The organism is Chryseobacterium carnipullorum (assembly GCF_003815695.1).
Taxonomy (GTDB): Bacteria; Bacteroidota; Bacteroidia; order Flavobacteriales; family Weeksellaceae; genus Chryseobacterium; species Chryseobacterium carnipullorum.
Window position 1 is genome coordinate 3168762 of the sequence record NZ_CP033920.1, and the last position, 23245, is coordinate 3192006.

The following is a 23245-nucleotide window of genomic DNA, read 5'->3' on the forward strand; positions in this document are numbered from 1 at the left end:
TAATTTAAAAACAGCCATTGACTGTGCCGTGATACACGAGAGTAGAGATTGGATATTCAAAATAAGCTAAATGATGATGGGCAGCTTGTTTTAGAATCCAATGGTAATCCTGTTTTCTATTGATACAGATCACCAGGCGTAAGTTAATCGATTACATTTCTAGTGTTAAAATGAAGAAAATTGTTGCCAGCGTACTGCTTATTTGTGGAGTAACTGCTGTAAAAGCCCAAATTGTAAAAAAGAAAGATCAGGATTCTTTGAACTCAAAGATGATTGAAGAAGTCATTATTACTTCGTCTTACGGAACCCACAAGCTTAAAGAGGAAGTGGTAGGATCTATTGTTACCCTAACAGAAAAGGATATCGTCACCAGTCAGCCTTATGAAAGTATTGATAAGATGATTATTGGGCTTACTCCCGGAGTACAGATTGTGAATAATCCGGAATTGGGGAAGCCTGTAAGCATTAACATTCGTGGGCTTGGATCTATGGTGCCTATCAGTGGATTTTTAGGGACTTCTACACAGCCTCTTATTGTGGTTGACGGGATCATCATGAGAGAGGATAATCCTTTTCAGGATGCTTTTTTTGACGGAGGAAACAATGCTGAGATGAACATCAATCCTCTGGCGAGATTTAATTCGGATAATATTGAGAGTATTAATATTCTAAAGGATGCCGCGGCCGTATCGCTTTATGGTGCTGAGTCAGCGAATGGCGTGATCCTGATTACGACTAAAAAAGGAAGAAAAGGGAAGCCCAGTTACAGTATAAGCTCTCAGTATGGAGTTTCCCAAAGCATTAATAAAATAAAATATCTGAATGGACAGCAGTATGCCAAGCTGTATAACGATTATTTGAAAAATAACATCGCTACCAGTCCGGGGCATCCCTGGAATGGTACCGATGTAAACTGGTTTGATGTCATGAATTCAAATGGTGATTTTTTCAGAACTAACTTTACCGTGAGTGGAGGGGGGAAATATTTAACCTACCGCGTTGGACTGGATTATTCTAAGAATAATGAATCAAAAGTAATGAATTCTCTTGAAAAAAAGGGAATTGATGCAACCATTGGATTTAATTATAAAAAATTGAATATCAGTCTGTATGCTGCCTACAACAACTTCTATAAACAGCAGCCTAATACTTATTTTAATTTTATACTGGCTCCGGACAGAGCTATTTATGGCCCCAATGGTGACTATGCTGAATCAGGAAATAATGGGGTTCCCAATCCTCTGGCAGCGGCCAATCAGAACATTGTTGATGTGAAAAATAATTCACTGCTTTCCAGTCTTAATGCGAGCTATGACCTGGCAAAAGGCCTAAAACTAAGTACACTTTTTGGAATCGATTTTTCTGAGAAGGAAAATACTGACTGGAAATCAGGACTAAACCAAAGCGGTCAGGGAAATAATATTAAGGGAAGAAGCCGGCTGAATACCTCTGATGCTTTTAAGTGGAACTGGAGCATGCATGCCATGTATGAAAAAGATTTTGCGCAGAAACATCATACTGATTTTCTGATAGGTGTGGAACTGAGACATAATAAAGATTTTAAAGAAGTACATAACAGCAATAACTTTTCGGATTACAGCAATTACCAGTATCCATGGAACAGTATAGGAAACTATACTTACAAAACACTTACCCAGATCAATAGCGGGAGAAGTATTTTTGGGCAGTTTAACTACGACTACAACAAGAAATACTTTTTGTCTGCCAGCATCAGAAGAGATGAAAGCTCTACTTTCGGGCCTGACACCAATGCTTCATTAAATGGAGGAATTGGCGCTTCATGGCTGATCTCAAAAGAAAATTTACTAACAGATAGTTCATGGTTAAGCTTCCTGAGACTTCGTTCTTCATGGGGTGTTACCGGAAATTCCAGAATAGGAAGCTACCGCTCTTCGGGACTTTATAATGTCTATCAATCCGGTTTTATATATGATTTTGATTATTCATATCCAAACAGTTCTTCCCCTCCGAATGCAAGATTATCTTGGGAAAAAAATGAAAAATGGAATCTGGGACTGGATTTCAGTTTTTTTAAAAAAATCGACTTTACAGTAGAAGTTTTCAGAAACAATATATCTGATATGATTACGAGCCGGGAAGTTCCTTTGGAAACAGGTTATTCCACAGCAGAGATCAATGGTTCTTCCATGTACAATCAGGGGATTGAATTTTCCATGCGTGGAAACTGGTTCAACAGGAAAAACTTCCGATGGACCACCTCATTTAACATTTCAAGTGTAAAAAACCGTGTAACTGAAATACAGGGTTTTGGAGACGATTTCTCTGTTGCTTCCATTGCCAGAGCTCAGAAAGTGGGCGTTTCAACCTCCGCGATCTGGGGGTATGAGTGGCTGGGAATTAATCCGGCCAATGGACAGGATATCTTTATGGTAAACGGAAAGCCTACAGATGCCAATCAGTTTACGGCAAGTGCTGATACTTATTCCATTATAGGCAATTCTCAGCCGGATCTTACGGGAGGTTTCAGCAATACGATGACTTATAAAAATATAAGTTTATCATTTCTGATCAATTTTGAAATTGGGGGAGATATTCTCGTAGAAGATGAGATCATTGATCAGCATAGAATTCTTCTGAACCGAAATATGAGTGTCAATGCCCTTGACTACTGGACGGGCCCCGGAGACACCAATGCGGTGAACCATATTCCTAAGAGTAATAACAGGGTGATCCCCAACAGCACAAAATTTATTTACGATAATACGTACGTAAAACTTCAGAACATTAACCTGAATTATCAATTGCCATTAAGCACAATCAGAAACAGATTCATTAAAAATGCCAGTATTTTCATCGACTGTACCAATGTGCTGTATTGGTATAAACAAAAATCACCTGAAGGCAGAAACGGAATACGGGAATTCAGGTATATGTATCCTGAAATGAGAACTTTCAGTTTTGGATTTAAGGCTAATTTTTAATCTTCACCCTCATGAAAAAAATAGTATTGCTATCAATTTATTTACTTTCTACAATGTCTTGCAGTGATTTTCTGGTACAGGAGCCTGTAGAAGCTATTTCTATCAAAGATCAGCTAAGTAATAAGCAAGGGATTCTTGAATCTCTGAACGGAGCCTATTATCAGTTGCGTTCAAATTACTTTAAGGAAGCCGTTTTTACCTATGGAGATCTTTTATCCGGAAATTTAAAATTTTCACCCAGAACATCGGGAGCAGTGACTGTTGCAACTTCGGTAGACGGAATTTATCATTTTGATGATCTGAAAACGAGCAGTGATCTTGAATCTTTTTACTCCGACAGTTATCAGATCATCAATAATGTTAATCTGATTCTTCAGTATGCAGATCAGCTTCCTGATGCCACCGCTTCAGAGATCAGTGAAATCAAGGCGGAGGCATTATCCTTAAGGGCTTTTGTGCATTTTCAGCTGTATAAATATTATGCGCAAAATTATACCTATACTTCCGATGCTTCCCATTTAGGAATTGCTTACAATACAGCACCTCTCAAAGTAGGCATCGACTATCCCGTCCGGAAAACGTCTGCAGAAACCTTTGCGTTACTTGAAAATGATATTGCTCAGGCCATTGCTTATTTTCAGCCAAACCATGCGATTCCTGCCGGAGTAAAGAAAAACTTTATGAATGCAACGGCTGCAAAAACATTGGCTGCAGAAATTGCCTTATGGAAAAATGACTGGCAAAAAGCATACGATTACAGTACCGATGCTATTAACGGCTCAGGACTTAGCCTTACTTCTGCCGGTGAAGTAGCAGGCAACTGGGCATTTTCTGAGTCTATTTTTGAAATAGCGAATACCAGTACCAATGAATTTCCGGCGTATGCTGTATACAGTTATAAGAGTGACGCACAAAGATCGAATTACGTAGCAACAGATGATCTCTATAATTTGTATGCTGCCAGCGATAACCGGAGAAGCCTTTTTGAAACACAAAATATAAAGACCAATCTTACTACAGGCTCATCTAATCTTCCCTATCGCTTTACCAAAAAGTACAAAGGCACCACGACCAGTTTAATCTATCGTTTAAGCCTCCTTTATTTCATCAGGGCGGAAGCCGCTCTTCATTTGGGAAATTCCGCTCAGGCTTTAAGTGATGTGAATACCATAAGAAACAGAGCAGGATTAGGTTCGTTATCTGCCATCACGCTTGATGTTTTGCTGGAAGAGAAAAGAAAAGAGTTTCCATTTGAAAACCAGTACTTCTTTGACCTGATGCGAAATCATAAAAATATCGTAAGAAATAACGGATGTATCTCCACCAATTGCAGTCCCACTTATCCGAACAATAAGTTTGTGGTTCCTATTCCACAGGCAACCATTAATGTGAATACCGGTATGCAGCAAAATGAAGGATACTAAATTTGAGCTTCACCGGTGTAAATAAAATAAAAGAGTGGGCATGTCAAAGCAGTCCATGTGTTCAAGAGAGAAATCCTGATCTGGACGATAACAGGTTTCTCTTTAAGTTTCTTTGTTTTAAAGTAGAATAAACAAAATTAGTCAATAGGGCAGCCATATCTCATTTCAGAATGGTTATTTTTGCCGAAAATTATCAAGAAAATGAAGAATGCGGTAAGCTGGGTTTTGGTTGTATTTTTAACCATTTCATTATTAAATAACTGCCTTGAACGCAAAACGTACCAGGAGATCAGTAAAAAGCAGTCTTTTGTTGACCAGCTCAGACAACTGTATTCATCTGGTGATGCTTCATCTTGGCCTAAACCTGTCCTGGATCCTTCAAAACCTGTTTTTACTGAAATCGGGCATTTGCCAAAAGTGGAGTTTCCTGCAGACAATCCTTATTCTGAGGATAAATCAGCGCTTGGCAGAACCCTTTTTTATGATCCAAGATTGTCAGGCTCCAGCCAGATTGCTTGTGCGTCATGCCATGACCCTGAGCTGGGATGGACAGATAATAAAACTTTTTCGTTCGGACATGATCGCCAGCTGGGATCCAGAAACGCAATGACGATCTTGAATATCGCCTACGCCCAATCTTTATTTTGGGACGGCAGAGCAGAATCACTGGAAGAACAGTCGAGAATGCCCATAGAAGACCAGAAAGAAATGCACGAGCATATTGATATTGCCACAGATAAAATTGCAAAAATAAAAGGCTACGAAATCCTTTTTGAAAAAGCTTTCGGTGACAGCAGGGTAACGAAAGAGAGAATCGCAAAAGCCATCTCCACTTTTGAGAGAACAGTAGTAAGTCCACCCAGCAGATTCGACAAATTTATCGATGGACAAAAAGACCTTTTTACAGATAATGAAGTGATGGGACTTCACCTTTTCCGCACAAAGGCCCAATGTATGAATTGTCATAATTCCGGATATTTTTCAAACAATCAGTTTGAAAATGACGGAACCGCTTTATTAGGATCAAAACAGGAAGATTTAGGAAGATATCTGGTCACAAAAGATCCGGCAGATGCAGGGAAATTCAGAGTTCCGTCCTTAAGAGAGATTACCAGAACCGGGCCATGGATGCATAATGGAGCCTTTAGTACGTTGACTGATATACTCACTTTCTACAACAGTGGAAACCCGGAACCTCCTAAGAAAAGATCCACCGTTCATGAAGGTATTACCCTGCATTCTCAAAAATCAGAAATGCTGAAACTTCTGGATCTTACCAAAGAGGAAATTGCACAGCTGGAAGCTTTTCTGGGTACATTAAGTACAAGAACAACGAGACCTGTACCGCCAAAACTACCGAATTAATGACTAAAGCTTACTCTTAATTATAAAATAGATACCCCATTCAAATAGATCTGTCTGTTGACAGAATTTGAATGGGGTATCTCTTCAAGTGATTTCTTTTTTATTTTAATTCCAGTACAGATCTCGTATGGCTGAATGTTTCAAAACTGAATTTCCCATGGTATTTTCCCATACCCGATGTTCCTACACCTCCAAAAGGAAGGAAATGAGCACCTACATGAATCAGGGTACTGTTGATTTCAGCATCACCACTGGTCGTCCTGTTCAATACATCTTCAGCGAAACGGCTGTCTTCTGAGAATATATATAAAGCTAATGGTTTGGGTCTCGAATTAATTTCATCCAAAACAACATTAATATCTGTATAGGTCAAAAAAGGAAGAATCGGGCCAAATATTTCCTGCTGCATCACCGCGTCATCCCAGTTCACATGATCCATTAAGGTTGCTTCAAAATGACGGCTTTCCACATCGTATTTTCCTCCGTAGACTAGTTTATCTTCCGCAGCACTTAAATAGCCTGCCAAATGTTTAACCTGCTGCTGAGATACAATTTTTCCGATCTTGCCCAGCGAAGAATCCGGATAGGTCTTATCCAGATAAGCTTTAAACCGTAGAATCAACTCATCTTTGACAGACTCATGTACATAAATATAATCCGGAGCTACACAGGTCTGTCCGCAGTTCATCCATTTTCCTCTGGCAATTCTTTGTACTGTTTTATCCAGGTCTGCATCTTTATGGACAATCGTAGGGGATTTGCCTCCCAATTCCAGGGTAAGAGGAATCAGCTTTTCGGCGGCAGCTTTCATCACAATCTTTCCTACATTAGGGCTTCCTGTGAAGAAAATATAATCGAAATCCAGACTTAGTAAAAGGGTGTTTTCTTCAATCGCTCCCTGGATAACGTTTACATACTCCGGCTGAAAGGCCTCCTGTACAATTTTTTCGATCACCTGGGCTACATTAGGTGTATTTTCCGATGGCTTAATGATCGCTGTGTTTCCAGCGATCAGGGCTCCCACAAGAGGGCTGAACGTCAATTGGACCGGATAATTGAAAGGACCTACGATGTAATTAACACCATAGGGTTGAAATGTAATTTTACTGATCATGTCACTTCCGGAAGAATGCTTAACGGGAGGCAATTCTACAGGTTTTGCCCAATCTTCAAGATGGGATAAACAGTAGTCCAATTCATCTACCACCAACTTTATTTCGGCATATTCCGCTTCCTGTCTGCTTTTTCCTAAATCCGTAAATAAAGCCTCACAAAGATCATCTGTATGCGCGACAAATACTTTTTTGAAATTTTCCAGTTGTTTGATCCTGAAATCAATTGATTTTGTTTGATGTGTTGCAAAGAATTTTTTCTGATTTTGAAACACTTCTATAATGTGCTGTTCTAATTGTGCATCCATTTTTTTCAATAATTGTACTGGGGATAAATCCATCATTTTTTATGCCATAATTGTATAGGGTTTCGTTTCCTTATTTTTAGAGATTACAGCAAATACAGTTATTAATTCTTTTGTATTAACAATTTTAAATATTGGCTTAATTATTAAGGTAAAAAAAGTTTGATAAAGGAAAAAAAGAGGATAATTTATTTTTCATAAAAAAGACTGAAATAGATAAACGATTAGATGCAGAGAACCGGAATTAAAAAGCGTTTTTACGATAGGAAAGAAAGATCATGAAAAGACTAATCAATATCATTTAAAATAAATTTTCAAAAATTATTGAAAATTCAAAAAATATAATTACATTTGTTACAGAAATAAAAAAAGAGTAATCAATGAAACTTTCAGAAGCAAAAGAAAAGTACATCCAGACATGGGGGACATTCGCTACCAACTGGGGAATTAATCGTACAATGGCGCAGGTTCATGCACTGCTTCTGGCGAGTGGTAAGCCGCTTTCTACAGATGAGGTGATGGAACAGCTGGAAATTTCCAGAGGAAATGCCAATATGAATATACGGGCCCTGATCGATTGGGGCATTGTAAAAAAAGAATTTATAAAAGGTGATAGAAAAGAATATTTCATTGCCGAAAAAGATGTCTGGTATCTGTTTAAGCAGATCACAAAAGAACGCAGAAAAAGAGAAATAGAACCTGTCATTGCTTTTCTGGAAGAACTGAAAAATATTGAAGATCATGATTCGGAGGAAGCTAAAGAGTTCATTAAACTGATGCAGGATTTCAGTTCAGTGACCGGGAAAATCAATAATATTATGGATCTGGCCATTAAGAGCGATGATCACTGGCTGGTAGGAAAGATTACCAACCTGCTGAAATAAAAGAGGATTCAATTCCTTTTTTATTTGAATTTAATTTTCAAAAATTACTGAAAATATAATATTTATAAGATGTTTAATATAATTTCATACATCATTTTTCTTACCGTTAGCTCTTACATTACCATCGATGTGGGAAGAAGATGCTTTCAGGCCGGAAAGTCTTATCTGGAGTATCTTCTTCATGATCAGGAGATGTGTCTTACCATCAACAGGATTCTTCTCGGATGCTACTATCTGCTGAACCTGGGGTACATTGCGGTAAACCTCGCATTTTGGGACCGCGTCAATTCTATGGAGGAAATCATTGCAGTTACTGTGGTCCGCATCGGATATATCGCTTTGATTCTCTGTGTACTGCATTATATGAACATTTTCACCCTTTATATTTTAAGGAACAAATTAACATTAAAATAATACCACTATGACCACAACAGTTCTCACCACGACGTACAATTTTTCAGCGTACATGATTTATTTACCTATCGTCATTGCTATGACCGTGCTGGTATCCCAGTTTCTGTTCAAAAATTCAAAAACATTTATGATGGACATTTTTCATCAGAAAAAAGACATCGCCATGGCAACGAATTCTCTCTTTAAGATTGGTTTTTACCTCCTGAATATCGGATTCGCTTTATGCATTATTGAATTTTTCCAGATTGAAACCATAGAGAGACTGGTGGTTGCGCTTAGCAAAAAAATCGGCGGCTTTTCCATTTACCTCGGAATTATGATGCTTTTTAACTTACTGCTTTTCCTGAAAGGTCGTAAACATGCAATGAATAAAGAAAAACTCATCGAAAATGAAAACAATCATCTTTAAAATCTGGATGTACTTTACATTCAAATTTCATCAGAATAAAAGAACAAGAGGAGACTTTCTGAACCTTTAAAACAGATCGCTATGAAAAACTTTATCAAAACAGATTATAACCTTCAGTCTATATTATTTTCCTTATTCTTTATTTTTTTAGTCCTTGACATTTGGGTTTTTGGATCTTTTATATCAGCCGTTATCTATTTTTTAATCGCTCTCAATCATATCATCAGCTCAAATAAAAGATTTTTTTCAAAACAGTACATTAAAACCATCTGGTTTACGGTCTATTACTGGATCAGTATGATTTTTATGTTGAGTTTGCTGTCGTTGTTTCTTCTTTCCGCATTGCCTCTCAAAAATGATTATAGTATCAATTTCAGATACGGTATTTTATGCTTTGGGTTATTTGGAACACCGGTTCTTGCCATCTCATATTATATCATCTGCTATATCGATTATCAAAAGTTAAATCTAATACAAACTACAAATGAAAACCCTGAAAAATCACACCCTGATCTACGACAATGAATGTCCGATGTGCACGATCTATTCAAAAGCTTTTACCCGATGCGGAATGCTTGATGACAATGGAAGAGAAGCCTTTACAGAAATATCTGCAGCCCATAAATCCATCATCGATTCTACCCGTGCAAAGAATGAAATTGCGTTGATCGATCATCGCAGAAATAAAGTGGTGTACGGATTAGACAGCCTTCTTCTTATCATTGGAAATTCTTTTCCTTTACTGGAAAAAATAGCCAGAATACAACCTTTGTACTGGTTTTTTAAGAAGCTTTATTCATTTATTTCCTACAACAGAAAACAAATTATTCCGTCAGGAAATGATCATCGGGAAGAAGCTTGTGTGCCGGATTTTAATCTCAGATACAGGATCACTTATATAGCATGGGTAGTCATTTTATCAGCCTATGTGCTAAGTGTTTTTTCCGGGAAACTAGGAGTTAATGGAAGTTATAATTTTTGGAGAGAATTAGCAGTATGCATTGGCCAGATTATTTGGCAGGTTGTATTTCTAAAAGCTTATTTAAAAGACAAGATCTGGAACTATCTCGGAAATATGATGACGGTCTCTCTGATCGGAACAATACTTCTGATTCCTGCTTTATTAGCGAATTTTACCCCCGTTTTTTATATCATCTATTTCGGAATGGTAGTGCTGATTATGTTTCTGGAACATATAAGACGCTGTAAACTCCTAAAATTGAACTATCTTCCTACCCTATCATGGACCCTTTTCAGAATAACCGCTTTGGCATTTATTATTTGGCTTAGTTTTTAAAAAACTGAAAATAGGAGCCGTACTGATTGTTTTTGTGGAGATTTAGGAGTAGAGAGTAAAGAGTAAGGATAAAAGAGTAAGGATAAAAGATAAAAGATAAAAGATAAAAGAGACAAGAGACAAGTGACAAGAGAAAATACATCAGATTTTAGACTGGAATGGACTGAACAAATCTTCGTATTTCAAATGCCTGAACTCTTCATCCTATATCTGAAACAAGAAACAAGAAACAAGAAACAATGGCTACAATTTGTTTAGAAACCCGTATCAACTCAGATATCCATAAAGTTTTTGACCTGGCAAGAGATATCGATCTGCATCAGAAATCAACAAGGAAAACGAATGAAAAAGCAGTGGCAGGAAGGACATCGGGCCTTATTGAGAAAAATGAAACGGTCACCTGGAGAGCCAGACATTTAGGCGTTGAACAGACCCTGACCACAAAAATCATAAGCATGGAAAGACCATCTCAATTCACCGATATCATGCTTAAAGGAGCTTTTAAGACCATGAAACATCAGCATATTTTTAAAAAGAAAAATAACAGCACCGTGATGATTGATATTTTTGAATTTGAATCTCCTCTTGGAATACTCGGAAGATTTTTTAATCATATTTTTCTTAAATCCTATATGAGAAGGTTTTTATTAGAACGAAACGAATTAATTAAGGAAACTGCAGAAGCTCATAATTAAAGTGGAATAAACCCAAACTCTGCATCACGAACCCGGAAAATGACCCTAAAACCCAACAAAAATGAACTTCCTGAAAGCCGAATGGCGAAAACTAGCGATCATCAATTATGAAATAGATCCTCATATTCTGGAAAAATACCTTCCGGAAGGCACTGAACTTGATTTTTACCTGGGAAAGTGTTACGTAAGCCTCGTTGGATTTATGTTCTTAAATACCCGGTTATTGGGCGTTTCTATTCCTTTTCACCGGAATTTTGAAGAAGTAAACCTGAGATTTTACGTTAAAAAGAAAGAAAAATATGGATGGAAAAGAGGCGTGGTTTTCATCAAAGAGATCGTTCCAAAATATGCACTCAGCTTCGTCGCCAACTCCTTTTATAAAGAGAATTATAAAACAATGCCGATGAATAATCAGTTAGATGTTAATGATGACGAACTGACCGTAAAATATTCATGGAAAGATAAAAGCTGGCATTCGATTCAAATCACGGCTGATACTGCTGCTTTGCCAATGGAAACGGATTCAGAATTTGAATTTATTACCGAACATTATTTTGGGTTTACCAAAAGAGAAAACAAAACGTCAGAATATGAAGTCTGTCATCCCAAATGGGAGTATTATCCGGTTAAACATTATCAGCTGGATATAGAATTCAGTGCGCTCTACGGAAAAGAATTTGCCTTCCTGAATGAGCAAAGTCCTGTCTCAGTAATGCTGGCAGAAGGCTCCGAAATTGAAGTGAAAACCAAAAAATATATTCTGTAATTTTTCTGAAACCACATAAGATGTAAAAGTTTTTTGACTCATCCGTATCATCTCAATCAATATCATCACTCGAAACGCACAACGCAATGAAAATAATAATCGCCGGAGGAACCGGGTTTCTGGGGGAAAGCCTGGAACAATATTTTAAGCAAAAAGACGCGCAGGTTTATATTTTAACAAGAAAACCCAAGCGGGATCATGATATATATTGGGATGCCCGTACCTTGGGAGAATGGAAAAGTGCCATTGAAGGATGTGATGCTCTGATCAATCTCACAGGAAAATCTGTAGACTGCCGATACAATGAAACCAATAAAAAAGAAATTTATACTTCAAGAATCGACAGTACAAAAGTTCTTCAGCAGGCGGTTGATCAATGTTCTGTCAAACCCAAAGTCTGGCTGAATGCGGCTTCAGCAACTATTTATGTTCATTCAGAAACACAGCTGAATACGGAAGAATCAGGAATTATTGGCGACGATTTTTCAATGAATATCTGCAAAAGCTGGGAAAATGAATTTTTTAAAATTAAAAATGAAGAAGTCAGAAAAGTAGCCTTAAGAACGTCTATCGTTTTGGGAAATAACGGCGGTGCTTTCCCGAAACTCCGAACGATCACAAAATTAGGGTTAGGTGGAAAACAAGGTCAAGGGCAGCAAAAAGTAAGCTGGATTCATATTGATGATTTCTGCAAAGCCATTGAATGGATCGTCAACAATGAAAAGATATCAGGACCAGTCAATATAACGGCTCCAAATCCAGTTTCAAACGAAGATCTCATGAAAAAAATGAGAAAACAACTGAAGGTTCCTTTTGGATTAAACGCTCCGGTCTGGCAGCTGGAAATAGCTTCATTATTTCTGAATACAGAAACTGAACTCCTACTTAAAAGCAGAAATGTGTATCCCGGAAAACTCATCAAAAACGGGTTCCGGTTTTTATACCCTGATCTGGATAACGCATTGAGTGCTTTGCTGAAAAATTAAGGTTTGCTGATTAAAGAAAGGATGAGTAAATTAGCCAAAACTAATCTTCTATGCTCATTAAACAGAAAACAAAAACCCTTTTCCTGTCCTCCTTTTTCATTTCCTCAGCCTTTTTTTCGCAGGCGCATAATGTGTCCGCAGGTTATCAAAAGCCCGATGATCCGCTGGTCGTTCAGAATCTGGAACAGTGGCAGGATCTGAAATTCGGACTGTTTATGCACTGGGGGACCTACAGCCAGTGGGGAATTGTAGAAAGCTGGAGCCTTTGTCCGGAAGATGAATCCTGGACCCAAAGAAAACCGGAACATGGAAAATCTTACGATGAGTATGTGAAGAATTATGAAAACCTTCAGACCAGTTTCAATCCTGTAGATTTTAATCCCCAAAAATGGGCAGATGCTGCAAAAAAGGCCGGTATGAAGTACGTAGTGTTTACCACAAAGCATCATGATGGTTTTACGATGTTTGACACTAAAGAATCTGACTATAAAATTACCTCTCCCAAAACACCTTTTTCAAAAAATCCTAAAGCTGATGTTACGAAAGAAATTTTCAATACCTTCAGAAAAGACGGATTTAAGATCGGGGCCTACTTTTCAAAACCTGACTGGCATTCTGAAAATTACTGGTGGCCCTACTTTCCACCTAAAGACAGAAACGTTAATTACGATCCGAAAAAATATCCGGAAAGATGGGAAAACTTTAAAAAATTCACTTTTAATCAGCTGAACGAGATCACTTCCAATTATGGGAAAATTGATATTCTGTGGCTGGATGGAGGCTGGGTACGTCCTTTCAAAACCATCGATCCTTCTGTAGAATGGCAGAGAACCATCAAAGTAGAGCAGGATATTGAGATGGATAAGATAGGAACCATGGCCAGAAAAAATCAGCCCGGAATCATTGTGGTAGACCGTACGGTGCCCGGGAAATGGGAGAATTATGTAACTCCCGAACAGGCTGTTCCTGAACAGGCTCTGTCGATTCCGTGGGAAAGCTGCATCACCATGGGAGATTCTTTTTCCTACGTTCCCAATGACAACTACAAATCTTCCCAAAAGATCATTGAAACACTTATCAAAATTATTTCAAGAGGCGGAAACTACCTCATGAATATTGCCCCGGGGCCGAATGGTGACTATGATCCGGTGGTTTATGAAAGATTAAAAGAAATTTCAGGTTGGATGGAAAAAAATCAATCGGCTGTCTTTGCAACGAGAAGTGCAAGCCCTTATCACGACGGAAATTTTTATTATACGCAGGCCAAAGACGGTAAAACGCTGAATGTTTTTCATATTGATGACCAGACAGACTATACGGCTCCATCGGTCCTAAGGTTCACAATTCCTGATCATTTCAAAACGAAATCGATGAGAATTCCTGGGTTATCCTCAAAAGTAAAGTGGAAACAGATTGGAAAAACAATAGAAATAAAGCTTCCTGAGGAAAGAACAAAACTGAAGTATGCCACTGTAATTCAAATGACCAGATCATGAAACTGAACTGTATTAAAATCACGGTCATCATAGCGTCATTAAGTTCAGGATTTATACCTGCGCAAGCACAAAAACCTTTATATAAAGACCCAAAGCAACCTATTGAAGTCAGGGTTCAGGACCTGTTGAAGAGGATGACTCCTGAAGAAAAATTCTGGCAGTGTTTTATGATTCCGGGAGATTTGGATAACGTTCCCAAAGACCAGTACAGACACGGGATTTTCGGATTACAGGTGAGTGCCGGAAATCAGGGCGGAGGTGCAGCAGGGCAGATGTTGAAATATAATGCTGGCGAAGATGCTGAAAGACTGGTAAAAAAGATCAATGCCATCCAGAAATATTTCATCGAAGAATCCAGATTGGGAATTCCCATCATCCCTTTTGATGAAGCTTTGCACGGATTAATGCGCGAGGGTGCAACCGCCTTTCCGCAAGCTATCGGCTTAGCAGCGTCATTCAATCCGGATCTGATGAAAGATGTATCTTCAGCCATTGCAAAAGAATCCAGACTCAGAGGAATCAGGCAGATCCTGACCCCCGTGGTGAATCTTGCCAGTGATGTCAGATGGGGACGAACAGAGGAAACCTATGGGGAAGACCCTTTTTTAACCTCCGTGATGGGCGTTAATTTCGTGAGTTCTTTCGAAGATCAGGGAATCATTACCACTCCGAAACACTTTTTAGCGAATGTAGGAGAGGGCGGAAGAGATTCCTATCCCATCCATTGGAGCAAAAGATACCTTGAAGAAACACACCTCATTCCTTTTCAAAAAGCTTTTACAGCAGGAAAAAGCAGATCGGTGATGACTTCCTATAATTTGCTTGACGGAAGACCTTCAACTGCCAATCATTGGCTGCTTACAGAAAAATTAAAAAAGGAATGGAACTTCAAAGGATTTGTGATCAGTGATGCCAGTGCTGTAGGAGGAGCCAATGTGCTGCATTTTACGGCTAAAAATTATGATGATGCTTCTGCACAGGCCATCAATGCCGGACTGGATGTGATATTTCAGACAGAATACAAACACTATACCTTGTTTATCCCTCCGTTTTTAGATGGAAGAATTTCAAAGGAAAGGATAGATGATGCCGTGACAAGAGTGCTCAGAGCAAAATTTGAACTGGGATTGTTTGAAAACCCTTATGTTTCTGACAAAGATATCCGCGAATTAAAAAAGATCAGTCACAAGCCATTGGCAGAAAAATCTGCGGTGGAGTCTTTTGTTCTTTTACAGAATAATAACAAGACATTGCCCATAGCTTCCACGGCAAAAAAAATAGTAGTGATTGGAACCGATGCCGCTGATGCAAGACTGGGAGGTTATTCCGGACCGGGTAATAATAAGGTGAGTATTTTGCAGGGCATGAAAAACTTCGCCAAGGATAAAAATATTGAAATCCTTTATGCAAAAGGCATTACGTGGGATATCAAAGAGTTTAAAACAGTTTCTGCCAACCTTTTATCTTTTGAAAATAAAAAGGGATTGCAGGGACATTATTTTTCCAACAGCACCTTAAATGGCAGTCCCGCTTTTGAAAGACAGGATGAAGAAGTGAATTTCAAATGGACGCTGTATTCGCCAGATCCTGAAAAACTGCCATCCGATAATTACAGTATCCGCTGGACAGGAAAACTGAAAGGTCCGGATCATGGAAAATATCAGGTGGGACTGCGGGGAAATGACGGTTTCAGACTATTCTTAAATGGAAAACTGATGATAGATCAATGGGAAAAACTGGGATATTCAACAAAAATAACAGCAGTAGATTTTGTGAAAGATCAGGAATATGATATTGCTATTGAGTTCCGTGAAAACAGGGGAGAAGCCAATATCGAACTGATCTGGAATTATGGTATAGATCATCACCAGAAAGATTTTGACGATGCTCTGAAAATGGCAGAAAAGGCAGATCATATCATCATTGCGGCAGGAATCCATGAAGGAGAGTTTCAGGACCGTTCTTCACTGAGTCTTCCCGGTAATCAGGAGAAATTCATTCAGGAAGTTTCAAAATTAAATAAGCCGGTTACCGTAGTACTCGTGGGTGGATCTGCTATCAAAACCACTCCCTGGAAAGATCATGCAGGTGCCATTTTAGAGATCTGGTATCCTGGAGAAGAAGGTGGAAATGCCGTAGCAAAAGTACTGTTTGGTGCAGAAAATCCATCCGGTAAACTTCCCGTCACTTTTCCGGCTGAAGAAGGACAGTTGCCTTTAACCTATAACCATCATCCGACAGGAAGAGGAAATGATTACTATGATCTGAGTGGAGAGCCTCTGTATCCTTTTGGTTTTGGACTCAGTTATACTACTTTTGAGATCGAAGATCTGCAGTTAAATAAAACAAAGTATTCAGAAAATGAAACAATCACCGCGAAGGTTCTTGTCCGAAATACAGGATCAACAGCAGGAAGCGAGGTTGTGCAATTGTATGTAAAAGATCTTCTGGCCTCCGTATCAAGACCGATCATCGAACTGAAAAGTTTTAAAAAAGTGGATGTAAATCCCGGGGAATCAAAATATGTTACCCTTGAAGTTCCGGTAAGAGAGCTTCAGTTTTTAGATGAGAACATGAAGTGGACCGTAGAAAAAGGAACGTACAGGATTATGATTGGAAATTCTTCGAAAAATTTGACGTTAAAGCAGAATATTGAGGTAGAATGATTTTTTACGGATCACCGTATTAGTCAGTTGTCATGTTTCCCCAGCGTATAAAAAGAAATATTTAAAGATTTCAATATCAATTAAATGAAAGGATAATTGAAATTATGGTATGATATATGTAATATTTACTTTAAATCTGAATGAATTGGATGATCAATATTGATCTTTTATAATTATTCAAAAAAAGTAAATGTTATGAGAACCTTTTTTATATCAACAGTACTGCTAATAGGCTTATCAATGAGTGTTCAAGCGCAAAAAAGACCGCCTGCACCTCCGTCTAAAACTGAAATGATTAACATGAAGTCGCGTGAGCTGGATAAAAGATACAACACAGAAAAAAGACTAATTATGAATCATCCGCTTGCCACTAAAAAAATGAAGAGAGATCAGCTCAAGGCCCTGAATGAAAAATACCAGAGCCAGAAAAGATTACTTAAAAAAATGTGATGTAAAAAAGATGCATCGTTTCAATACCTTACCTCCAATTATTTGGGGGTATTTTTTTTGAATTTTTAGATCAGTTTCTGTTACCTCAGTTTGTATTTAAAGCAGTTATGGTATTCCGTAATGATAATATTGTAAATCATTATATTTTTGACCTCAATAAAAAATTTACAGGTGGAATATAATACGACATCTTCTGTCGCTGTGCGGATCTATATTTGCGGTAAGAAAGTAATGGAAACCTTTATACACAATAAGGTGATAAAATTAATATTAAACCTTATATCCGCGACTTGCAGATGTGTTAATAATTGTTAAATTTGCTCTGTAATTATATAAAAACTAACATTAACTTAAATACACAAATAGATGAAGAAATTCTACTCTGGTGCGTATACCTTATGCACTATTCTGGGGCTGTCTGCCCAGGAAGTATTGTGGCAGAAAGATATCCAATCTTCTACCCAGGATTTCCTAAGCCAGGTGACTACAACCATTGATCAGCAATATCTGATTACGGGAAGCAGTATTCAAAGCATTAAGCTTCAGGCTGGAGGCAATAAGCAAAATAATGGTTATGATTTTCACTTAATTAAACTCAATCAGCAGGGCGAACAGGTCTGGGAAAAATATTTCTCAGGACAAAATCATGATTATCTCTCTGCAACCGTTGCTACGCAGGACGGAGGGAATTTACTTGCAGGCACCACCTACTCCGGAAAAGGTCTTGATAAAAAAGAGGATTCCAAAGGCGGATCGGATATCTGGCTGATCAGAATCAACGAATTTGGAGATGAACTTTGGCAGAAAACCTTGGGTACTTCTTCTGATGAAGAAGCAAGATCTGTTATTCAGACAACAGACCTTGGTTTTTTTGTAGCTGGAAATGTTCAGAATTCAGCTAAAGGTTACGGTTCCAAAGATGTTCTGATTGTAAAACTGGACAAAGACGGAAAAGAACTCTCTCAGTCTGTTTTAGGAGGAAAGGGGCTTGATGAAGTAGAGAAGTTGATTCCTACTAAAGATGGAGGTGCCTTGTTAGGAATCTATTCCAGAAGCAACTTGGGCGGATCAAAGAAAACTGAAAACTTTGGCGAAGGAGATTACTATATTATCAAACTTAACAAGGAAGGAAAGGTTGAGTGGGAAAAGAATTTTGGAGGCAAAGGAGATGATCATTTGAGAACGCTGGCCTTAACCTCGACTGGTTTCATCATCGGTGGTGAATCAAGATCTGAAAGATCAGGAAATAAAACCGTGGGTATTGAAGAAGGAACAGATCTATGGTTGATCTCTTTAAATGAAAGAGGGGATGAGCTATGGCAGAAATCCTTCAATTTCAAAAATAGGGATATCCTTATGGGGATGAGCGTACTTCATTCAGCAGATGATAAATCTTCAAAAGGAATTTTGTTAGGCGGTTATACGCAGGCTGAAGGAAGAATTGAAGCCGATGACGAAACGTTCTGGATGCTGTATTTGAATCAGGACGGAAATGAACAATGGAGAAAACACGTGAAAGGAGACAAGAGACAGAGAGAAGAAAGACTTTCAGACTTAAAGCTCAACCGGGATGGTTCTATCATTTTAGCAGGAACAAGTGCGGAAGAACTCGGAAAAGAGAACTGGAAAATCGTGAAACTTGGCGACAAACAAATCGATCAGTTAATCGAGAAACAAAACATTAAGATCTATCCGAATCCGGTATCAGATTATGCTTACGTAGAAATAGGCTACGATTTCAAAGAGGCTGATATAGTGCTGTATGACATGGGCGGAAGACAGCTTCAGACCGTGAAAACAAAAAATAAAGTAACGAAGATCAATACCCAGAATCTCATTCAGGGGGCTTATCTCGTGACGATAAAAACCGATATGAATAAAACCGCAAATGCTAAACTCATAAAGAAATAATCAAAGATGAAAAAAATATACATGGGTCTTATAAGCCTGGTAAGTTTACACTACACTATGCAGGCACAGCACCAGTTTCAGGGAGTTAATTTTGGAGATACCCCCAATCCGGTTCCTTCGCTTTCTTCCCTTGCTGACCTTACAGATAATCCACCATCATTGGCATTGGGGATTCCGGAAATTTCAGTTCCGTTACTAAGCCTTTCAGGATATGGAGGTTCACGTTTCGGATTGCAGCTGAGCTATAATCCAACCGGGGTTTCTCCGGACGATGCGGCAGGCGAAGTGGGAGCAGGCTGGTCTATGTTCAAGGGCGGGGTTATTTCCAGAAAGATCAACGGCAATATGGTGGATGAAGCCCTTCAGAATGCTTCAAGCCCGCACTATGAAAAAAATGTATTTGATGATGAATATTATTACAGTCTCCCCGGTTTTTCAGGTAAATTTAAAATAGAAAGGAATATTGAACAGAATACCTTCCGCATTGTGGATCTTTCTCCTCTGAACCACGTTAAAATAGCCTACACCCGACAAAGCAATACCGCGACTTTGGTTATTGACTCCTTTACCATTACCGATGATCAGGGTAGTATCTATTACTTTAATGATTATTCTTCAGCAGCAGTTTACGACAGCTTTTATGAGGATAAAGGACTTTGGGGATTTGAATACAAATCAGCTTTTTTTCTGACCCGTATCACAGGAGCCGATGGTGTGGAAACAGCTAATTTTACCTATCAGAAAAGTACAAAGTACGATACGGATAATACCATTATGCTTTATAAAAGCTGCCAGCTTCAAAAGATCAATACCGCATCCGGAAATATCGAATTTACTTATGACTATGACCAGGCGCTGGAAAAAACCATGAATGACCCTTACAGCATCAAAAAGGTGAGTCTGAATAATTTTTACGGTAAAGTAGCAGAGTATGCCTTTGACTACTCCTACCCATTTCCTTCCAATCCCGGAGATGCTACCCATAAAAGACGGCAACTGGATAAAATAAGGAAGATGGCTGGGCAAACTATTCTTGAAGAGACCGTCCTGCTGTATAATCCACCAGCTTTAACAGTTCCTGAAGACTTTCCCTTTTTCAAACAGTTAATAAATATAAAATACACTCTAATACACTAAAACTTCTTTAGCATACAGCCAAGGACTAAGTCCATTTAACGATTTATGCGGATGATTACTGTTGTAATCGATCTGCCACTCATAAGCAATTGCATTTACTTCTATTAAAGATCCGAACAGATATGCATCTAAAACATCTTCTCTGAATGTGCGGTTTAAGCGTTCAATATATGCATTTTGTGCGGGCTTCCCCGGTTGTATATATTGCAATTCAATGTCATTATCTTTACAGAAGTCCACAAAAACCTTGGATAAAAACTCAGGACCGTTGTCGGATCTTATGCGCTTGGGCTTAGTTCTGTATGTGATTAATTCTTTTAATCTTTGTACCAATCTGACACCTGGAATTGAATAAAATGCTTCATTAACCAATGACTCCCTATTATAATCATCAATGACATTCAGAACCCTAAACCTTCGTCCATTAGACAAAGCATCGCTCATGAAGTCAATTGACCATGTCTCATTGACTGCACCTGGGACAATCAGCTTCTCTTTAATCCGACACGGAATACGACGTTTGCGCTTAACTCTTAGTTTTAAATTAATATTTCGATAAACACGGAGGACTCTTTTTCTGTTCCAAAGCAGACCTTCCAAACGTATCTTACCATAATAGGTTTCAAATCCCCTTGTAGGATACCTCGCTGCCAAATCCAGTAATTTTGAGATAACGGGTTGGTCGTCTTTTTTATGCCCATAATAATACATACTGCGGCTCATGCAGACGATCTTGCAAGCCCTATGAACACTGATTCCTGTTTCGCTAATAACCCCCTCTGCCAGTTCTTTTCGTTCACAGAGCTTTAAAGCTTTTTTTCAATGATATCCTTTAAGATACGATGATCCAGGCTCAGATCTGCAAACATGCGTTTAAGACGTACGTTTTCCTCCTGTAGAGCTTTAAGCTCCTTAAGATGCTGCGCATCCATTCCTCCATACTTTTGCTTCCATTGATAGAAAGTAGGTGCAGAAATCCCATGTTCTCGACAGATGTCTTTTGTCGCTTTCCCAGATTCATATTCTTTCAGAATATTGATAATCTGATGTTCTGAAAATTTGCTCTTTTTCATAATGTTTAACAAACTAAATTTAATAATTTTAATTGGTCTGAAAAACAGGGAAGTTTACCAAAACAGGGAAGTTTACCCAAATAATAAAGTAAGTATTCATAAAATAGCTAAACAAAATTGGTATGAAACAAAATAAGCAAAATTATATGGCTATATAACTGCTTCTATTTTACTTTTGTGGATATCCGTAATGATTATATATCCTGAGAAATTAAAAGTTTCTAACATGATATTTTTTTTGTTAGTTTTGACTAGCTTAGCTCCAATACTTTTTAAGATTTTTAGAAGTAAACAATCTAAATAAGATATACTAATGATTTGGTTATTAAATAATTAATTTATTGGAAATCAGATGTAATGAAATATTAGAATTAAATAGTAAGAGCAGAATAACCTGCTCTTACTTATTTATTTCAAAAAATTATAGAGTAGCGCAGAAGTTCTTGAGAAAAGTAATTATTATCCTTTCGGTTTAAACCATACCGGAGGCAACGGGATCAACAATTCAGGTTTCGGAAGCTGGCTGAGCTATAAATTCAATGGCAAGGAACTTCAGAAAACCGGGATGTATGACTTCGGAGCCAGAATGTATCTGTCTGATTTGGGCAGATGGGGAGTGATAGATCCATTGGCAGAGCAAATGAGAAGATATTCTCCTTATAATTTTGCATTTAATAATCCTGTAAGTTTTATTGATCCGGATGGGATGGCGCCAAGACAATTTGCAATGCCTGGTGATTCCCGCCCTGATGCCTACTCAGAAGGTAATAATTCAAACTGGCTAGGTTTGGGAAATAGCGGAGGTAACTATGGACAATTAGAAACATCGATTGGTGGTGGGGGTAATATTTATCAGACTGATGAGGGAACTGTTTATGAAGGGAATGCTATAGCAGATGCTCTTAGGAATATCATTACTCCTCTTTATTTTTCAGGCATTGATTTCAATCAGTTTGAAATCGATCCTCCTGGTAATGCTTTAAGTAGATTCAGAGAGAAAACTACTAATTGGGTTCAGGACAATATCAGAGAACCATTATCAGGCTGGTTTGATTCAAATACACGAAATACTTTCACTTAGCATCACAATAAGAAAAGAAGGAAGTTTTTCAGGTTATGAAAAAGTTTTATATGGTGAAAGAGGTTCAGGAAAATCAAATATACTTGTTAAAGCACGAACATTTGAATTTGTCAAAGATAATAAGACTTACTATTATTATGAGACATTAAGAGGTAGATTTATTAGTGCAGGGTTAAAAACAAAATAATTATGGAATTAGTTGATTTATATATACACTTTGATAAAATTAATAAAGAAAATATATTTGAATTTATTAAAAATTGGTTAAGTGATTTTGAACCAGAATATGAGTGTTTTGAGTATCCCCCATATTTTGGAGAAACTGAATATGAAACAGAAGATTATACTGAAATGCTCTCTTTTGTTTTGGAAAAAAACGGTAGAGGTTATAGATTTTATTTTGAAAATAATGGTAACATAAAAAGACCTAAAGGAATGATTTTTATCAACAAGGATCATTCAGCATATTTAGGAATAGGAGTAGATCCAAATTATGAAAAATATTTTACAGATAAGTTTTTAGAAAAATATAAAGTTTCACCTATTGTTTGTTACAACGGGCAGATTCCAGATAATGAATAATTATTAGAATAAATTTCTCTTGTAATATTACAATTTAGTAAAAATATCTTATCTGCGCTAGCACGTGCTCAATAAAATAAAATCCTTGGATTTTTATAGGTATAAAGATAATAGACCACATTTTATATTATAATACGACATCTTTTAGAAAAAAATAAATTGATTTTTCTTTTCCTTATTTTGTTTTGTTGTAAGGAACATAAAACAGAAAAAATTACAGACTATTTCT

The 23245-nt window shown here is 37.7% G+C and carries 19 protein-coding genes and 1 pseudogene; 17 read left to right on the top strand and 3 right to left on the bottom strand.

Translation table 11 applies throughout. The annotated features are described in order from the left end of the window. Nucleotides 1–170 precede the first annotated feature (170 nt). From EG346_RS14460 to EG346_RS14470, 3 genes are all read left to right on the top strand, one after another. Nucleotides 171–2963, top strand: coding sequence for a SusC/RagA family TonB-linked outer membrane protein (locus tag EG346_RS14460; protein WP_123879480.1), 2793 nt, complete (start codon nt 171–173; stop codon nt 2961–2963). A gap of 11 nt (nt 2964–2974) precedes the next feature. Beyond that, complete coding sequence (locus tag EG346_RS14465) at nt 2975–4387, top strand: RagB/SusD family nutrient uptake outer membrane protein (RefSeq protein WP_123879482.1); 1413 nt, start codon at nt 2975–2977, stop codon at nt 4385–4387. 201 nt (nt 4388–4588) lie between these two features. Then, nucleotides 4589–5752, top strand: a complete 1164-nt coding sequence (locus EG346_RS14470) for a cytochrome-c peroxidase (RefSeq protein ID WP_123879484.1) — start codon at nt 4589–4591, stop codon at nt 5750–5752. A 100-nt stretch (nt 5753–5852) separates the two neighbouring features. Here EG346_RS14470 and mdlD read toward each other — a convergent pair whose 3' ends face one another. Next, the gene (gene mdlD / locus EG346_RS14475; RefSeq protein WP_123879486.1) at nt 5853–7172 is read right to left on the bottom strand and encodes an NAD(P)-dependent benzaldehyde dehydrogenase MdlD; all 1320 of its coding nucleotides are present in this window, start codon (nt 7170–7172) and stop codon (nt 5853–5855) included. 377 nt (nt 7173–7549) lie between these two features. On the opposite strand from mdlD, the gene EG346_RS14480 reads away from it, so the two are divergent. The 12 genes from EG346_RS14480 (at nt 7550) to EG346_RS14535 (ending at nt 20280) form a co-directional block, all read left to right on the top strand. Then, entirely contained in the window at nt 7550–8053 is a 504-nt protein-coding gene (locus EG346_RS14480) for a GbsR/MarR family transcriptional regulator (protein WP_073334764.1), read from the top strand. A 69-nt stretch (nt 8054–8122) separates the two neighbouring features. Further along, nucleotides 8123–8467 (top strand): hypothetical protein, encoded by a 345-nt coding sequence (locus EG346_RS14485; protein ID WP_123879488.1) that lies wholly within the window; start codon nt 8123–8125, stop codon nt 8465–8467. Nucleotides 8468–8474: 7 nt separating this feature from the next. Next, entirely contained in the window at nt 8475–8876 is a 402-nt protein-coding gene (locus EG346_RS14490) for a hypothetical protein (protein ID WP_123879490.1), read from the top strand. A 484-nt stretch (nt 8877–9360) separates the two neighbouring features. After that, nucleotides 9361–10173 carry a DCC1-like thiol-disulfide oxidoreductase family protein gene (locus tag EG346_RS14495; RefSeq protein WP_123879492.1) on the top strand — a complete coding sequence of 271 codons (813 nt, stop codon included), beginning with the start codon at nt 9361–9363 and terminating at the stop codon, nt 10171–10173. A 239-nt stretch (nt 10174–10412) separates the two neighbouring features. Further along, entirely contained in the window at nt 10413–10868 is a 456-nt protein-coding gene (locus EG346_RS14500) for an SRPBCC family protein (protein WP_123879494.1), read from the top strand. Between the two features lie 61 nt (nt 10869–10929). Then, nucleotides 10930–11634, top strand: a complete 705-nt coding sequence (locus tag EG346_RS14505) for a YqjF family protein (protein ID WP_123879496.1) — start codon at nt 10930–10932, stop codon at nt 11632–11634. An 86-nt stretch (nt 11635–11720) separates the two neighbouring features. Next, entirely contained in the window at nt 11721–12620 is a 900-nt protein-coding gene (locus EG346_RS14510) for a TIGR01777 family oxidoreductase (protein ID WP_123879498.1), read from the top strand. 50 nt (nt 12621–12670) lie between these two features. Continuing rightward, nucleotides 12671–14116: an alpha-L-fucosidase gene (locus EG346_RS14515; protein WP_123879500.1), complete on the top strand. Its 1446-nt coding sequence runs from the start codon at nt 12671–12673 to the stop codon at nt 14114–14116. Then, nucleotides 14113–16782, top strand: a complete 2670-nt coding sequence (locus tag EG346_RS14520; RefSeq protein ID WP_123879502.1) for a beta-glucosidase — start codon at nt 14113–14115, stop codon at nt 16780–16782. The genes EG346_RS14515 and EG346_RS14520 overlap by 4 nt, the downstream gene beginning before the upstream one ends. A gap of 195 nt (nt 16783–16977) precedes the next feature. Further along, nucleotides 16978–17232, top strand: a complete 255-nt coding sequence (locus EG346_RS14525) for a hypothetical protein (RefSeq protein ID WP_073334786.1) — start codon at nt 16978–16980, stop codon at nt 17230–17232. Nucleotides 17233–17598: 366 nt separating this feature from the next. Beyond that, nucleotides 17599–19143: a T9SS type A sorting domain-containing protein gene (locus EG346_RS14530; protein WP_123879504.1), complete on the top strand. Its 1545-nt coding sequence runs from the start codon at nt 17599–17601 to the stop codon at nt 19141–19143. Between the two features lie 6 nt (nt 19144–19149). After that, nucleotides 19150–20280 (top strand): hypothetical protein, encoded by a 1131-nt coding sequence (locus tag EG346_RS14535; RefSeq protein ID WP_123879506.1) that lies wholly within the window; start codon nt 19150–19152, stop codon nt 20278–20280. On the opposite strand, the gene EG346_RS14540 is transcribed toward EG346_RS14535, so the two are convergent. Further along, nucleotides 20269–21003, bottom strand: coding sequence for an integrase core domain-containing protein (locus EG346_RS14540; protein ID WP_262511541.1), 735 nt, complete (start codon nt 21001–21003; stop codon nt 20269–20271). The genes EG346_RS14535 and EG346_RS14540 overlap by 12 nt on opposite strands. Nucleotides 21004–21086: 83 nt before the next feature. Continuing rightward, complete coding sequence (locus tag EG346_RS25130; protein WP_073337027.1) at nt 21087–21353, bottom strand: transposase; 267 nt, start codon at nt 21351–21353, stop codon at nt 21087–21089. Nucleotides 21354–21822: 469 nt separating this feature from the next. Between EG346_RS25130 and EG346_RS14545 the strand changes: the two are divergent. Together EG346_RS14545 and EG346_RS14550 are read left to right on the top strand one after the other, a co-directional pair. Further along, nucleotides 21823–22434: pseudogene (locus EG346_RS14545) on the top strand (RHS repeat domain-containing protein); the annotation flags it as partial. A 189-nt stretch (nt 22435–22623) separates the two neighbouring features. Next, on the top strand, nt 22624–23016 hold the full coding sequence (locus EG346_RS14550; protein ID WP_123879510.1) for a hypothetical protein: 393 nt from the start codon (nt 22624–22626) through the stop codon (nt 23014–23016). The last annotated feature ends 229 nt before the right edge of the window (nt 23017–23245 follow it).

Excerpts from the sequence above, each read along its gene's own strand:
- EG346_RS14460 (WP_123879480.1), top strand. The coding sequence starts at position 171 with ATGAAGAAAATTGTTGCCAGCGTACTGCTTATTTGTGGAGTAACTGCT.
- EG346_RS14465 (WP_123879482.1), top strand. The coding sequence starts at position 2,975 with ATGAAAAAAATAGTATTGCTATCAATTTATTTACTTTCTACAATGTCT.
- EG346_RS14470 (WP_123879484.1), top strand. The coding sequence starts at position 4,589 with ATGAAGAATGCGGTAAGCTGGGTTTTGGTTGTATTTTTAACCATTTCA.
- mdlD (WP_123879486.1), bottom strand. The coding sequence starts at position 7,172 with ATGGATGCACAATTAGAACAGCACATTATAGAAGTGTTTCAAAATCAG.
- EG346_RS14480 (WP_073334764.1), top strand. The coding sequence starts at position 7,550 with ATGAAACTTTCAGAAGCAAAAGAAAAGTACATCCAGACATGGGGGACA.
- EG346_RS14485 (WP_123879488.1), top strand. The coding sequence starts at position 8,123 with ATGTTTAATATAATTTCATACATCATTTTTCTTACCGTTAGCTCTTAC.
- EG346_RS14490 (WP_123879490.1), top strand. The coding sequence starts at position 8,475 with ATGACCACAACAGTTCTCACCACGACGTACAATTTTTCAGCGTACATG.
- EG346_RS14495 (WP_123879492.1), top strand. The coding sequence starts at position 9,361 with ATGAAAACCCTGAAAAATCACACCCTGATCTACGACAATGAATGTCCG.
- EG346_RS14500 (WP_123879494.1), top strand. The coding sequence starts at position 10,413 with ATGGCTACAATTTGTTTAGAAACCCGTATCAACTCAGATATCCATAAA.
- EG346_RS14505 (WP_123879496.1), top strand. The coding sequence starts at position 10,930 with ATGAACTTCCTGAAAGCCGAATGGCGAAAACTAGCGATCATCAATTAT.
- EG346_RS14510 (WP_123879498.1), top strand. The coding sequence starts at position 11,721 with ATGAAAATAATAATCGCCGGAGGAACCGGGTTTCTGGGGGAAAGCCTG.
- EG346_RS14515 (WP_123879500.1), top strand. The coding sequence starts at position 12,671 with ATGCTCATTAAACAGAAAACAAAAACCCTTTTCCTGTCCTCCTTTTTC.
- EG346_RS14520 (WP_123879502.1), top strand. The coding sequence starts at position 14,113 with ATGAAACTGAACTGTATTAAAATCACGGTCATCATAGCGTCATTAAGT.
- EG346_RS14525 (WP_073334786.1), top strand. The coding sequence starts at position 16,978 with ATGAGAACCTTTTTTATATCAACAGTACTGCTAATAGGCTTATCAATG.
- EG346_RS14530 (WP_123879504.1), top strand. The coding sequence starts at position 17,599 with ATGAAGAAATTCTACTCTGGTGCGTATACCTTATGCACTATTCTGGGG.
- EG346_RS14535 (WP_123879506.1), top strand. The coding sequence starts at position 19,150 with ATGAAAAAAATATACATGGGTCTTATAAGCCTGGTAAGTTTACACTAC.
- EG346_RS14540 (WP_262511541.1), bottom strand. The coding sequence starts at position 21,003 with ATGAGCCGCAGTATGTATTATTATGGGCATAAAAAAGACGACCAACCC.
- EG346_RS25130 (WP_073337027.1), bottom strand. The coding sequence starts at position 21,353 with ATGAAAAAGAGCAAATTTTCAGAACATCAGATTATCAATATTCTGAAA.
- EG346_RS14550 (WP_123879510.1), top strand. The coding sequence starts at position 22,624 with ATGGAATTAGTTGATTTATATATACACTTTGATAAAATTAATAAAGAA.